Source organism: Nonomuraea sp. NPDC000554, from assembly GCF_040300065.1.
In the GTDB taxonomy this organism is placed as follows: domain Bacteria; phylum Actinomycetota; class Actinomycetes; order Streptosporangiales; family Streptosporangiaceae; genus Nonomuraea.
On the sequence record NZ_JBEPDC010000004.1, the window covers coordinates 479,920 to 492,878 of the forward strand.

16 protein-coding genes, 1 tRNA gene and 1 other RNA gene are annotated in these 12,959 nt (G+C 68.0%); 9 read left to right on the forward strand and 9 right to left on the reverse strand.

The features are described from left to right. Positions 1-6: 6 nt before the first annotated feature. Positions 7-102, reverse strand: an RNA gene (ffs, locus tag ABT294_RS11175) — signal recognition particle sRNA small type. A gap of 96 nt (positions 103-198) precedes the next feature. Here ffs and ABT294_RS11180 point away from each other — a divergent pair. After that, positions 199-283: transfer RNA gene (locus ABT294_RS11180), tRNA-Ser, on the forward strand. 386 nt (positions 284-669) lie between these two features. Here the strand turns inward: ABT294_RS11180 and ABT294_RS11185 are convergent. Next, positions 670-1,935, reverse strand: a complete 1,266-nt coding sequence (locus ABT294_RS11185) for an alpha/beta hydrolase family protein (RefSeq protein WP_350805125.1) — start codon at positions 1,933-1,935, stop codon at positions 670-672. A 537-nt stretch (positions 1,936-2,472) separates the two neighbouring features. On the opposite strand from ABT294_RS11185, the gene ABT294_RS11190 reads away from it, so the two are divergent. Continuing rightward, complete coding sequence (locus ABT294_RS11190) at positions 2,473-3,036, forward strand: dihydrofolate reductase family protein (RefSeq protein ID WP_350805127.1); 564 nt, start codon at positions 2,473-2,475, stop codon at positions 3,034-3,036. Between the two features lie 61 nt (positions 3,037-3,097). Here ABT294_RS11190 and ABT294_RS11195 read toward each other — a convergent pair whose 3' ends face one another. Further along, positions 3,098-3,247, reverse strand: coding sequence for a hypothetical protein (locus ABT294_RS11195; RefSeq protein ID WP_350805128.1), 150 nt, complete (start codon positions 3,245-3,247; stop codon positions 3,098-3,100). Positions 3,248-3,436: 189 nt separating this feature from the next. Between ABT294_RS11195 and ABT294_RS11200 the strand changes: the two genes are divergently transcribed. Further along, complete coding sequence (locus ABT294_RS11200) at positions 3,437-4,594, forward strand: aromatic ring-hydroxylating oxygenase subunit alpha (protein WP_350805130.1); 1,158 nt, start codon at positions 3,437-3,439, stop codon at positions 4,592-4,594. 106 nt (positions 4,595-4,700) lie between these two features. Here the strand turns inward: ABT294_RS11200 and ABT294_RS11205 are convergent, their stop codons facing one another. Next, positions 4,701-4,901 carry a mycothiol transferase gene (locus ABT294_RS11205; protein WP_350805131.1) on the reverse strand — a complete coding sequence of 67 codons (201 nt, stop codon included), beginning with the start codon at positions 4,899-4,901 and terminating at the stop codon, positions 4,701-4,703. 45 nt (positions 4,902-4,946) lie between these two features. Between ABT294_RS11205 and ABT294_RS11210 the strand changes: the two genes are divergently transcribed. Beyond that, positions 4,947-5,600 (forward strand): ribonuclease FAU-1 family protein, encoded by a 654-nt coding sequence (locus ABT294_RS11210; protein ID WP_350805133.1) that lies wholly within the window; start codon positions 4,947-4,949, stop codon positions 5,598-5,600. An 82-nt stretch (positions 5,601-5,682) separates the two neighbouring features. Here the strand turns inward: ABT294_RS11210 and ABT294_RS11215 are convergent, their stop codons facing one another. Continuing rightward, complete coding sequence (locus ABT294_RS11215) at positions 5,683-6,651, reverse strand: SLAC1 family transporter (RefSeq protein ID WP_350805134.1); 969 nt, start codon at positions 6,649-6,651, stop codon at positions 5,683-5,685. Between the two features lie 407 nt (positions 6,652-7,058). Here ABT294_RS11215 and ABT294_RS11220 point away from each other — a divergent pair, with 407 nt between their 5' ends. After that, a complete protein-coding gene (locus ABT294_RS11220) occupies positions 7,059-8,033 on the forward strand; it encodes a Ppx/GppA phosphatase family protein (RefSeq protein WP_350805135.1) in 975 nt (324 codons plus the stop codon). Positions 8,034-8,116: 83 nt separating this feature from the next. On the opposite strand, the gene ABT294_RS11225 is transcribed toward ABT294_RS11220, so the two are convergent. Continuing rightward, complete coding sequence (locus tag ABT294_RS11225; protein WP_350805137.1) at positions 8,117-8,464, reverse strand: hypothetical protein; 348 nt, start codon at positions 8,462-8,464, stop codon at positions 8,117-8,119. Between the two features lie 198 nt (positions 8,465-8,662). Between ABT294_RS11225 and ABT294_RS11230 the strand changes: the two genes are divergently transcribed. Beyond that, positions 8,663-8,863, forward strand: a complete 201-nt coding sequence (locus tag ABT294_RS11230; protein WP_350805138.1) for a DUF5708 family protein — start codon at positions 8,663-8,665, stop codon at positions 8,861-8,863. A gap of 20 nt (positions 8,864-8,883) precedes the next feature. Here the strand turns inward: ABT294_RS11230 and ABT294_RS11235 are convergent, their stop codons facing one another. Continuing rightward, the gene (locus tag ABT294_RS11235) at positions 8,884-9,087 is read right to left on the reverse strand and encodes a hypothetical protein (protein ID WP_350805141.1); all 204 of its coding nucleotides are present in this window, start codon (positions 9,085-9,087) and stop codon (positions 8,884-8,886) included. Positions 9,088-9,223: 136 nt separating this feature from the next. Beyond that, positions 9,224-9,823, reverse strand: a complete 600-nt coding sequence (locus ABT294_RS11240; protein ID WP_350805143.1) for a LysE family translocator — start codon at positions 9,821-9,823, stop codon at positions 9,224-9,226. Between the two features lie 219 nt (positions 9,824-10,042). Here ABT294_RS11240 and ypfJ point away from each other — a divergent pair, with 219 nt between their 5' ends. Together ypfJ and ABT294_RS11250 are read left to right on the forward strand one after the other, a co-directional pair. Continuing rightward, complete coding sequence (ypfJ, locus tag ABT294_RS11245) at positions 10,043-10,879, forward strand: KPN_02809 family neutral zinc metallopeptidase (protein WP_350805144.1); 837 nt, start codon at positions 10,043-10,045, stop codon at positions 10,877-10,879. 48 nt (positions 10,880-10,927) lie between these two features. Continuing rightward, positions 10,928-11,227 carry a type II toxin-antitoxin system VapB family antitoxin gene (locus tag ABT294_RS11250; protein WP_350805145.1) on the forward strand — a complete coding sequence of 100 codons (300 nt, stop codon included), beginning with the start codon at positions 10,928-10,930 and terminating at the stop codon, positions 11,225-11,227. A 159-nt stretch (positions 11,228-11,386) separates the two neighbouring features. Here the strand turns inward: ABT294_RS11250 and ABT294_RS11255 are convergent, their stop codons facing one another. Beyond that, positions 11,387-11,866: a hypothetical protein gene (locus ABT294_RS11255; RefSeq protein ID WP_350805146.1), complete on the reverse strand. Its 480-nt coding sequence runs from the start codon at positions 11,864-11,866 to the stop codon at positions 11,387-11,389. Positions 11,867-11,940: 74 nt separating this feature from the next. On the opposite strand from ABT294_RS11255, the gene ABT294_RS11260 reads away from it, so the two are divergent. Next, positions 11,941-12,612, forward strand: coding sequence for a TetR/AcrR family transcriptional regulator (locus ABT294_RS11260; protein WP_350805147.1), 672 nt, complete (start codon positions 11,941-11,943; stop codon positions 12,610-12,612). Positions 12,613-12,959: the final 347 nt, after the last annotated feature.

Consider the following 12,959-nt stretch of genomic DNA (forward strand, 5'->3'; position numbering starts at 1 on the left):
TCCCAACGAAGAGACCCCTCGCACACCCGCCAGAGCCCGCTTATCCTTGCTGCCTTCCGGCCCTGGGGAGGTTCACAGGATGACGCCGCGCGAGGGGTCCAGAGACAGTCTAGCCCGACGCGGCAGTGCTCGCTCCAGCCCGCGCCACGACGAAAATCGTGGTCTCCGCACGCCTGGGAGTCCGGTAAGCTCGTCGGCGGAGGATTCGCCTAGTGGCCGAGGGCGCACGCTTGGAAAGCGTGTATAGGGCAACCTATCAGGGGTTCAAATCCCCTATCCTCCGCGCCTGGTTGAGGCAGTAAACGCAAAGGGGCCGACCCCATCCAAGTCGGCCCCTTTTGCTATGCCCACTCTCAGCTTTAGTCTCAGTTGACGTCAGCGCATTGCCTCGGATTGAGCTTGCCCCGCTATGACGGACACCATCGGTGCGGTGGTTAGGCCGTACGGGCGTCCCCGAAGTTGGCGGGGCTGCGGTAGCCCGGCTGCCGTGCAAGTCGTCCCACCAGCCCGATGACTTCCACGCATCCGCTCGCGTCGAGCAGAGGTCAAGGCGTGTCGGCTGTCCTTCGGGGGGATCAGTGTTGTGCGTTGCCTCGTTCCGCCTCGCCGGTTGATCGAGCAACCGGCGCGCCTCGCGAGCGCAGGGCGGGCCCGGCGTGGTCCGGTGGCTCAGCGCAGTTGGCTGAACCAGCGGACGATGGCGGCTGTGCCCGCGACGTTGGAGCCAAGGTGCCGGGAACCCGCGAAGTCCGGGCTGCCGAGATCGACGACTGGCGCCGTCACGCCGTGCGATTGCAACGCGGCCTCGCAGTGGTCGGTGTTGGCATTGGCCGCCTGCTCGTCCGCACTGGCGGCGTACAGGCGGATCGGGACGCGGGGGCTCCATGCGCAGGTGTTGTCGGCCACCCGCAGCGCTGCCGCCAGCTGGCCAGTCGGGTGGCGCAGCATGTCGAAGCCGTGTTCGGTGAGCAACTCGCTGAGGGTGTCGGGCGTGCCGGCGAAGAGCTGCTGACCCGTGTGCGAACCGTCGAACAGTGCCTCAATCGTGCTGTCGTACGGCGCCTGGAAGACCTCGCCCGGCGAGTCGTACAGATGGTGCAGCCGATTCCACGCGACGAGAAGATATGCCGTGTACAACACACCGGACTTTGCATCGAGGGAGCCGTCGAGCAGCGCCGGCATCTCGGCGTTCTGGAAGTCGTAAGCACCGCTGATCGGCGCGACGGCTTCGAGCCGGAACCATCGATCGCCGCCGGCCTGGAGCGTTCGCGCGAGTGCCATCGCCGCCGAGGCTCCCTGGGAGAACCCGGTGACCAACACGTCATGTCCCAGCGCCCGGCCAGTATGCGGAACAAAGGCGCGGGCTGCCCGCAGCATGTCCAACGAGGCGGTCGTCTCAGAGGGCACGTCCATCCAGGGGTGGAGCCCCGGACCAGCGCCGAGGCCGAGGTAGTCCGGGGCGACAGCGGCAAACCCGGCGGACGCGTACGTAATGGCGGGAGAGGACACGAAGCCGACCTTGACCATGGAGGACGGCGCATCGGACCGGTAGCTGGTGGTGCCATGAGTGAACGAGACTGTCCGCAACTCGTGTTCGCGGCTACGGGGCAGCACCAGCAGTCCGCTGGCGGTGGTAGGCCGACCCTCGGGGTCCACGGTGCGGTACACGAGCCGGTAGGCGTCCACCCCGAACCGGACCGTACTCGCGTCGAATCCGGCAGCGGCCAGTGCTGCTGCGACGTCCTGCTTCGTGGCCAGTGTGCTCACCTGCTGAGCGGACACCAACTGTCCGCGATCGCTTGGGGCCACCGCGTCCGCCGAGGCGGCTCCGGTCGTCACCGTTGTAGCGGCTAACACCAGGCCGACCAGGACTGTCACAGCGCTGAGCCGACGCAACACGGAGCGCGGATTGCCTGTTGAATAAGCGGATTTCATGCCGCAGACGCTAGTGACGACCGCGCTCGCCCGTTACCCGGCCAGCGGGCGTATCCGCCCTGGGGCCAGCCCTACCACGGCACCAGGTTCGAGCGCCTGACGAGCCTCGCGTCAACCCCCGAAGGACTTTGGGAGCCGACCACATATGCTGCCTGGCCTGCCCCTGGTCCAAAGCAGCAACGTACTGGGCGTACTCATCCGCGAGCATCCCCCCTTCTGCGCCTGGTGACGGCCGCTCTCAGGCCAGCAGACCGGCGGCCGGCCGCGTGTAGCCCCGCCAGGCACGCGCACGCCTCGACGTGCAACCCGAGGCCCTCACCGACCGCCACCCACGACACCGATTCGTCGGCCGCGACCACCTGCTCAGGCTGGCAGTACCGAGGCAGCACATCTGACATGCCTGAAGACCCTGAATAGTGAGGTTTCCCAACGAAATGATCTCGTGAAGTGACTCGGCGCAGGGATTCCGCGAGCCGCGATGAGTTCTGCGGCGTCCGGCGGTCGTACTGTCGAACCTGCTGCCGAGGAGGGCTTCTGATGCGCAGCGTGACCTATTCGATGAACGTCTCACTTGACGGCTACATCGTCGGGCCGGACGGCGACTTCGACTGGACCCCGCCCGACGCAGAGGTCTTTCGCTCCTGGATCGACGAGATACGAGAGGTCGGCGTCCACCTGTTGGGACGACGGCTGTACGAGACGATGCTGTACTGGGAGACCGCCGACCAGGATCCGTCGCTCGACGACTCGAAGCTCGAGTGGGCCGCGATCTGGAAGTCGCTCCCAAAGGTGGTGTTCTCCACCACGCTGTCGGCGGTGCAGGGCAATGCCCGCCTGGCCTCCGGCGGCCTGGCGGAGGAGATCGAGCGGTTGCGAGCCGAGCCGGGGGAGGGCGACATCGCGATCGGCGGCGCGACTCTCGCCGCCGAGGCGGCCGCGTTGGGCCTGATCGACGAGTACCGGGCCAGGGTCTACCCGGTGCTGGTTGGCGGTGGCATTCCGTTCTTTCCCCAGCGCGAGCGCCGGGTGGATCTCGAACTCGTCGAGACCCGCACCTTCAGCCCCAGAGTCGTCTACCTCCGCTACCGCGTGGCGCGCTAGCCGGCTCGTCCGCCGAGAGCCAGGAAGAACGGGCCAGCCAGTGAGGTTCTCTCAACGGAGATCATTTCCACTGGCCGCTGAGGACGAGAGCGGCGCGGGCGATGTCGCCTATCCGGCTCGGGCTGAGGGTGACGTGCTTGAGGGCACGCCAACGCCCTTTCAGCTCCGCCGCGGTGCGCTCGCCGAGCGCTCGGACGTGTCTGATCAGCACGTTTGCCCGGTCGTCGCGCAATGGGTCGTACACATGGTGATGACCGGCGCGATGTCGGCCGCGCGCTGGGGGCCTTGAATCCTCACTGGAAGGATCATTAGCCTCAATCCGGAACGCAGAACCTCTGTGCCGTCTCACTCGATGCCCGCCCAGGGCAAGCATGCGTTTGGTGCCTGCATTGGAGGTCCGGTGACACCGGATTCAATCCCCGCAATCGAGCGCATTTCGGCCGGGTACGACCCGGATCCCGCGCTGTCGATGTCCTTGCACGCCGACGCCTACACCGATCCGATGTGGTTCGACGTCGACCAGCGGGCGATCTTCGCACGTACGTGGCAGTGGCTGTGCCATGTGGAGCAGCTGCAGGAGACGGGAAGCTACATGACTGGCACGGTGGCCGGCATGCCGATCGTCGCCGTCCGGGACGAGGCAGGTACGCTGCGGGCGTTCTACAACGTGTGCAAGCACCGGGCGCATGAACTGCTGTCCGGTTCCGGTGTCCGGCGCAGCATTGTGTGTCCCTACCACGCCTGGAACTTCGATCTGACCGGCCGGTTGAGGCGAGCGCGCAACACTGGCGGCATGCCGGGCTTCGACACGTCCGCGGTGTGCCTGGACCAGATCCAGGTCGCGGAGTTCGGCGGCATGGTCTACGTCAACCTTGATCCGGGGGCGGCCCTCCTGTCGGAGCAGGCCGGGGGCCTGGAGGCGGAGATCGAGGCGCGGGCGCCGGACGTGGCCAAGCTGACCCTCGCCCGCCGGCTCACCTACGACATCGCCTCCAACTGGAAGAACGTCGTCGACAACTTCCTGGAGTGCTACCACTGCCACGTGGCCCACAAGGACTTCGTGTCCCTGGTCGACATGAGCACCTACAAGGTCACCACGTATGGGATCTACTCCAGCCACATGGCCCAGGCGGGGAAGGCGGACAACTCCGCCTACGACGTGTCGGGGGCGACGGTCACCGAGCACGCGGTCTGGTGGCTGTGGCCCAACACCTGCCTGCTGCGCTATCCCGGCCGCGGTAACTTCATGGTGTTGCAGATCATCCCTGACGGCCCGGAACGGACTCGCGAGATCTGGGACTTCTATCTGGAGACCACGGAGCCCAACGAGGCCGAACTGGACAGTATCCGGTACATCGACGAGGTCCTCCAGGTGGAGGACATCTCCTTGGTGGAGAGCGTCCAGCGCGGGATGCGCACTCCTGCGTTCACCCAGGGGAAGATCGTTTATGACCCCGACGGGTCCGGGTTGTCGGAGCACGCGGTCCACCATTTTCACGGCCTCGTCCTGGACGCGTACCGACATGAGCTTGAACGATCCCGCTCGTCCCGCATGTGATGAAGCGCCTGGGAGGCTCAGCTGTGCCTGACCAACGCGGAGCCTTCAGCCGCTCCGAGGGCCGCGGTGCTCATGTGCCCGAGGCAACGTCCAGCGGTCGAGTGCGCTATTGCCCTACGCGGCCGTCGACGCGTTCGCGCAGCAGATCGGCGTGCCCGCAGTGGCGGGCGTACTCCTCGATCCGGTGCACCCACAGCTCCCGGACGGCGATGCCGTCCTGACCCACCCGCGCGCCGAGATCCGGATACCCGGCCAGCACCGCATCGGTTGCCGCCTGTTCGCGAGCAAGATCGGCGAATGCGGACATGCCAGGTTGCTCCTCTTTCCGAACCGGTAATGCAGGATCGAGTGCATGACGATCAAGCCCGAACGTTTCGAGCCGGGTACGACCGTGGTGCGTCGCCACGTATGGAACGGCAAGGTGTGGTCGGCGATGCCGTACCGGGTGCTCCAGGACAGCGATGGGTACCTCGTGGTGGCGAACTGGCCAGGTCTGCGCAGCTTGGTATCGACCACATGGATTGCTTCGTTCTTGAACGGTGGGCTCCACCGGGAGCGGACGATCCGTGAGCTGGCATCGGGTACCTGGGAGCTCGGCTGGTGGGCGTGGCGCGATACCACGGTGCGCAGCTGGTACTGCCTCGACGCCCATTTCACCGTGCGGCAGTACTTCGACGCGGATCAGCGGCCGCTTGCCTGGTACGTGGACTTCGACCTGCCGAAACAGCGCACCCGCATGGGCATCGACACCTTCGATCTTCTACTGGACCTGATCGTCGATCCGGACTGCTCACGTTTCCAGTGGAAGGACGAGGACGAGTATCACCATGGTCGGCGGCTTGGGTTGGTCGACGATCAGGTGCATCGGCGCGTTATTGCTGCTCGCGAGGAAGTCGTCGGGCTGATCGAGTCACGGCAGGGGCCGTTCTCGCACGACTGGTCACCACCGCTGCACCAGACTTGGCAGGTGCCGGTACTCCCTGATGACGTCCGGCATCTGCCCTGACCTTGTCCGGCCTGGTGCATCGGCTGCAATGTCGGGCGCAGCCGGTACGGCCCCCGTGGCTACCCGTCCTCGCTGCTCGCGGTCACTGGAGTCGGGGCAGGAACCTACGGCGGGCGAGGGCGACCGTCGTCTCGACGACGAGCGCGGCGATGAAGGCTGTGATCGCGAGCAGGACGCCCCAGGCCCACACCGTGTACCCGACGGGTCTTCCGTAGTCGATCCAGTGCAGGGCGAAGGTGGCGACGGCGGCGTATGGGAACGCGAACGACCAGAACGCGGGGCTGAACGCCAGCCGGCGGTACAGGGGGATCAGCCGGAGTTGGACGATGGCCGCGAGCGCGGTGAAACCGCCGAACACCAGGGCGACGGCGTCGACCCTGCCGTGGGTGATGGCCAGGTAGGCAAGGCCGGCGAGAGCGGGCGGCGCGATCTCGATGGCCAGCGTGGGCATCAGCGGCGCAGGCAGCCGGGAGCGGAACAGCAGCCGGGCCATGATGACGGAGCCGATGAGCAGCCACGACACGACGCCGACGCCCATGAACGCGTGGGCGACGGCGGTCCAGCCGGCGCGGGCGGCGCCGATGGAGGCGATGAGTCCTCCAGCGACGGCGGGAAGGACGTAGCCGGAGTGCAACCGGTCCAGGTCGAGGTCTTCGACGATCCATTGGCCGGTGATCCACCCAGCCAGGATGGTGGTGGCGGCGGCGAAGACCGCGAACAGCCACCGGCCGGCGGTGACGGCGTGGGGCATCAGACCGATCGCCAGGAGCATGCCGACGATCGGGATCAGCGACACGAACGGCGCCAGCACCGGATCGGCCAGTTCGGCACGCCAGCCGCCGGGTCGGCGCGGCACCTGCGACACGTAGCCGACGACGAGCACCAGCCACACGGCGGCGGCGACGATGAACAAGATGTCGGCCACCAGCGCGGGCGCGATCTTCAGCATGGCCGCGTACCCCCAGCAGGTGGCCAGACCGGCCAGACCGTAGGAGATCCCGAACATGTTCGGGGTGATCCCGACCTGGGGCTGAGCTGTCCGCGTTTTCATCCGAGTCCTCCACCGCGGATACCGGCGGCCCGCGGGCCTTCCGCAATTCGCTGACGGTAGTTGGCTGGGCGACCTCGTGGATCCTGTCGGCCTGACAATTCGGGCTACCCCGAGAGCCGATGCCCATGCCACGTGCCAGGCAAGCTCAGGCCGCCACGCATTGACCAACGGCGACGAACCCCATACCCATTCTGACCTGCGGGTCTCTGTTCGGCGCGGCTCAACCTCCGAGAGACGAGCCGCCTGCTTCGACGGACGTCCCCTGGTTCCTTGAAGGGGCCCATGCACGATGTGGGCTTCGTCTCCTTACTGAGAACCGCTGGCGCCCTCCAGTGATCGCGGGGAAGGTGAATCTGCCCCCGGGTACCGACTGGGGGCCTTCCCCGACGATGAGGAGGTGGTGCCCGATGCGTAAGGCAGGGGTGCTGGATGTGGGGTGCCACAGTGCCCTGCTCACGGTGGTGCGAGGGCGGCAACGGCGTGCTGACGGGGCACTGCAGACGCTGTTATCCCGCAAGGTACGCCTTCGCCTGCATCAGATGCTCACGCCCGACGGACGCCTGCGCGAGCGCGGGGTCCGCAGCGTGCAGCGGGCGGTGGCGCAGGCGCTGGGCGAGGACTCCGACCAGGGGCCGCAGGTGTTCGCGTTCGCGACCTCCGTCATCCGCGACGCTCCCAACCGCGACGAGGTCATCGCCCGGGTCGCGCGGACGACCGGCACCCGGCTGCGGGTGCTGCCAGGCCAGGAGGAAGCGCGACTGAGCTACGTGGCCGCTCGTCAGTGGGCGGGCAGCATGTCCGAACCGCTGCTGGTCCTGGACATCGGCGGCGGCACCGTGGAGATCGCCGCCGGCACCGGCGTCCAGCCGGAGGTCGCCCATTCACTGCCGCTGGGGGCCAGGACGGTCACACGCCGGTGGCTGCCCGGGGGCGTCATCTCGTCCAAGAGGCACCTGAAAGAGGTCAGGCAGCATCTGCGCCAGGCGCTCAGCGAGCTGCCCCGCCTCCCGACCGCCCCACCGGGCGGCCGCGTGCTGGCCTGCTCCAAGGCCTTCGCCCAGCTCGCCGGGCTCGTCGCCGCGTACGGCAAGCCGTCCGGCCGGCCCCCGCACAGCGGCCAGGAGCTGACCCTGCCCCAGCTACGGGCGTCGATCGCCCTGCTGGCCGAGACCGACACGTCCCGCCGCGGCGAACTGCCTGGCATCAGCCGCCACCGCGCCGAGCAGTCGCTTGCCGGCGCGCTGGTGGCCGAGGCCATCATGGACGCCTGCCAGGCCGCCGGCGTGGAGATCTGCCCCTGGTCCACCCGCGAAGGGCTGCTGCTGGAACGCCTGGGCATCACCCCCACCGTCGAGCGCAGCTCCCTGTCACCTGGTCGGTGACCGGCGGCCGTTGTGTCAATGAGCCCTCGGCGCAGCCCTGCTGCGGCGAGGAGCCGGCGCCGTATCGAGCGGCTGCTCCCGCATCACACGGCGGCCGCGATCGCGGCCACGACGACGCTCATCGAGGCCAGCTCCTCGTTCATGCGCATCGCGTGCGCGTGGGCGGCTCCGGCTGCTGCGTCGGCCAGTGTCGCCCATCGCCGTTCGCCCAGCTGGAGGGCGGGCGTGAATCCGACGGCCGTGAACCGGTAGCACCCCAGCTGGGCGACGTATCCGGCCGTCGCGACCAGCTTCTGGCCGGCGAGACGCACCTGGGCGCCCCACTGGTCGTAGTGGATCGTGTAGGTGCAGGGGGGACCGAGCGAGCTCGTGACCTGCACGCCCCGCGCCACGCCTGCCGCGTCCCACCAGATCTGCACTACCTCCGCCATCCCGCCTCCTTCTGATCATCGTCCCGTCGTACTACGTAACGGGACAGTTCAGGCGGGGGTTCCGTAACTCATCGCGAGCGTCATCCGAAAGGTGTATCCCGATCTCCTCAATGTGCAGGAAGCCTCTCGATCCGGATGTTCACTAGCGTTGCCGGAGAACGGGGCAACGCGCTCCCCTGATGATCGAACGAGGTTTGCATGGCCCCCGCCCACAAGACGATCCTCGCCGGCCTGGCCACCTTCGCCGTCGGGTCGGCGCTGTGGCTGTTCGGGCTCGACGTCGAGATCGTCGTGTTCACGCCGTCGAAGGTCGGTGTCGTCCTGATGGTCGTCGGCGGGCTGGAGACCCTGTACGGGCTCTACAAGAGCGTGCGCGGCGCCGGCGCGGAGCGGCGCTAGCGCTTTCCCGTCCACGGACGCTAGTACCCCCGGCCCGACGGCCGCGGAGCCGTACCGCTCTGGCCATGCCCGTCGCCACCGACGTCGAGCACGATCTTGGGCGGCGAGCTCGTCCGCGAGGGCCAGGCCGACGCCACGATCGCCACGGTCAGAGATAGCGCGAAAGCGGCGAGCATGGCGAGAAGCAGCGATCCGAGCCTCTTGGTAGAGCGCGTGTCCTGCATGGGGCGCCCCCTCCCCATCGGGTCCGGCCACCCGAGTCGATCGACGGCGACCGCTCTGACTGTCGACGTCCATCGTGGCCAGCCGCACGCCACCGGTCCGCGACGCGGACGTGACGCAGGCGCAACCCCAGGGGCGCTACGCCGTCACCAGGGCCTTGGTGCGGTCCGTGGCCAGGTGGATGGCGATGCCGGCGAGCACCGTCCCCATGAAGTAGCGCTGCACGCGCAGCCACAGCGGGCGGCTGGCCAGGAAGGCCGCCAGGGTTCCCGCCGTCACCGCGATCAGGCCGTTGACCAGGGTGCCGATCGCGATCTGAACCGAACCGAGCGCCAGGCTCTGCAGCAGGACGTGGCCCATCGCGGGGTCGATGAACTGCGGCAGCAGCGAGAGGTACAGGATCGCGATCTTGGGGTTGAGCAGGCAGGTGAGCAGGCCCATGGCGAACAGTTTGCGGGGCGGTTCGACCGGCAGCTCGCGCGGTTCGAAGGCGGACGTACCGCCCGGCTTGACCGCGTTCCAGGCCATCCAGAGCAGGTAACCGGCTCCCGCGAGCTTGAGCGCGGTGTACGCCACAGGGACGTACGCGAAGATCGCGGTGAGGCCGAGGCAGGTGGCGGTCAGGTAGATGGTGAAGCCCAGCGCCACGCCGGTGAGCGAGATCAGGCCGGCCCGGCGGCCCTGGGTGATCGACCGGGAGACGAGGTAGATCATGTTCGGCCCCGGGGTGAGGACCATACCGAGGGATACCAGCGCGATTCCAAGCAAGCCGCCTGTCATACGGGCAGACTAGCGGACCCGCCCGAAATGCCCCGCTCGCCCCCACGTCCCGGAGCCAGCCGCCGCCTTCACAGCAGTCGCGCCGGGTGCGAGGCTCCGTTCCGCTGTCCGCGGTGGCGTCCGGGCGTCCCTTTCGGGAAGCTGTCTTCGGGCAGCCTCCGAGAAGGGACGTCAGCGATGGACTTCAGGGACGACGCCGACCTCGACTCGTCACAGGTCGAGGACGCCGGTGGTGGGGGCGGTGGTGGCGGGTTCCCGGGCGGCATGGTCATCGGCGGCGGCGGCATCGTCACACTGATCGCGCTCGTCGTGGTGTTCGTGCTCAACAACATCGGCGACGGCGGCGGCAGCCGGCCGGTCCAGCGGCGGCCCCCGTCGAACCTCGCCCAGGAGTGCCGGACGGGCAAGGACGCCGACCAGTCGGAGAAGTGCCGGGTCGTCGGCGTGGTGAACAGTGTCCAGGGCTACTGGAGGACGCAGATCTCCGGCTACCGCCAGGCCAAGACCATCCTGTACTCGGGCAGCCTGCGCACCGCGTGCGGCGCGGCCAGCTCAGCGGTCGGCCCGTTCTACTGCCCCGGCGACCAGCGCGTCTACCTGGACCTGAGCTTCTTCGACCAGCTGCACAGCCGGTTCGGCGCCAAGGGCGGCCCGTTCGCGCAGGCGTACGTGATCGCCCACGAGTACGGCCACCACGCGCAGCACCTGCTCAGCCAGCTCGGCTCGTCGGGCAGCTCCGTGCCGACCGAGCTGCAGGCCGACTGCTACGCGGGCGTGTGGGCCAAGAACGCCGTGGACACCGGCTTCTACGAAAAGCCGTTCACGAGCACCGACATCGCCGAGGCACTGGACGCCGCGGCGGCGGTGGGCGACGACCGGATCCAGAGCAGAACCCGCGGCAGGGTGGATCCGGAATCGTTCACGCACGGCAGTTCCAAGCAACGCGTCAACGCTTTCCAGCAGGGCTACAAGTCCGGCAAACCCGCCGATTGCGACCAGTCGGAGCTGCGGTGATGCCATCAGACAGCGCGAGGAAACGAATTCTCTCCTAAAATCAATGGGGTGATCTTCAAGCTTGTCGGCGACGGACGCCCCTATCCCGACCACGGTCTGACCCACAGAGAGTGGGCGCAGATCCCTCCGCGGCAGGTCCGGCTCGACTCGTTGATCACCACGAAGGCCATGCTGGACCTGCACTCGCTCCTCGCCGCCGATTCCACGTTCTACGGCGACCTCTTCCCGCACGTGGTGCTGTGGCAGGGCGAGCTCTATCTGGAAGACGGCCTGCACCGGGCGCTGCGCGCGGCCCTGCACCAGAGGTCGATCCTGCACGCCAGGGTCCTGGAGCTGCCGACCGAATGATCCGGGAACATCCGGAAAGGGGCCCCGAGCCAGGCTCGGGGCCCCTTTCCGTTCATGGCGGCGGGACGTGAACCCATTTGCCCCCAGTAGCCGATAGAGGCGCACCTCGCCAGAAATCCGCTCTACGGACCAGGAGTCCCCTGAAATGGGGATGATCTTTTAGTCGCAGGCTATGGATCCGAGTTGCCGGGTGCCGTAGGGGCCTTCGTCGTAGCGCGTGCCTGTGTGGTCGCCGTGTGCGGCGACGATGGTCACGCAGAGGTGCCTGCCGTAGACCTTCACCGGACCGGCGTAGTACTTGAAGCGCCCAGCGTCATTGTCCTGGTTGTTCCTCACGTTGCCGCGGGACATGCGGGCGTTCTCCATGTAGATGGACATGGGGGTGCGCTCGCCGTACCTGGGGAGGCCGGGACGCTTGACGAGGACGGCGCACTTCCAGCCGGTGTCCGCGTTGTAGTAGAGCTTGATGTCGCTGCGGTAGTAGGTGCCTCCCGCCGCGTTCTTCATCGTCACGGGCCAGCTTCCCACCGGTGATCCGCTGCAGCCGTACGTGACCGCGCTCGCCGGCGCCGCGTCGACCGCCTGTAAGGCCACGACGGCGACCATCGGGAGCAGGACCGACAGGGATTTGCGCAACATCAGGACTCCTGACTCTCGGCTCAGAGCTACGTGCACAATTATAGAGCACGCGCTCTGTTATTATGCTGTTGGACATGCCTCGTCCTCGGGTTCACGATCTCGATCAGTTGCTTGACGTCGCCGAGCGGCTGGTGGCCGACGGCGGTCCGGAACGGTTGACGGTGCGGGGGCTGGCGGCGGCCTCCGGGGTTTCGAACGGGGCGATCTACCACGCGTTCGGTTCGCTGCCGGTGCTGCTCGGCCGGCTGTGGCTGAGGGCGGCGGGAGATTTCCTGGATCTGCAGGTCGAGCTCGTCGACGCGGCGCAAGGGGGCGGCCGCGAGGCGGCCGAGGCGGCAGTCGAGGCCGTGGTGGCGGCGGCGAGCGCGCCCGCGGTGTTCGCCGACAGGCGGCCCGCGGCCGCGCGGATGCTCGTGGCGGTGCGCCGCGACCAGCTGCTCGGCCCCAAGGTGCCAGAGGAGCTGGCCGAGGCGATCTTCGCCCTGGACAAGCGGTTGGTGGCGCTGCTGACCCGCCTGGCGCGGGCGCTGTGGGGCCGGGCCGACGGGGTCAGCGTCGAAGTGGTGACGCTGTGCGTGGTCGACCTGCCGACGGCCGTGTTCCGCCGGGCGTTGGCCGCGCCGTCCGCAGACGGCCGGCCCGTCATCGAAGCCGACAGCCGAGAACGTCTGGCGGCCGCCGTCCGCGCGGTCCTCACCCTCCCGCCGCCACCCCCGAGAGGCAGACGACCCGTCCCCTCCGATTGACCACACCCGCAGACGCACATCCACTGCGAAGAGCCGTCGGGAGGCGACGGCCTGGCGCGGCCCTGCGGGCGGTAAGCGCCGCCCTGCAGGCGGTAAGCGCGACCCTGCAGGCGGTAGGAACCGCCCCTCCCAGCGACCGGCCGCGCGCGGATGGGCGCCTCGGCGGGCTCGTTCCCCAGGGGTCTTGCCCAAGCAAAAGGGCCTCTGACCCGCAGTTGCGGGTCAGAGGCCCTTTGAGTGGCGGTGGTGGTGGTGTGCTGGTTCAGGACATAGGAAACCCATGTCGCAAGACATAGGAAACTCCAGCAAGGTGTGTCTCGGGACATAGGCAACTGCCGCGATCAAGA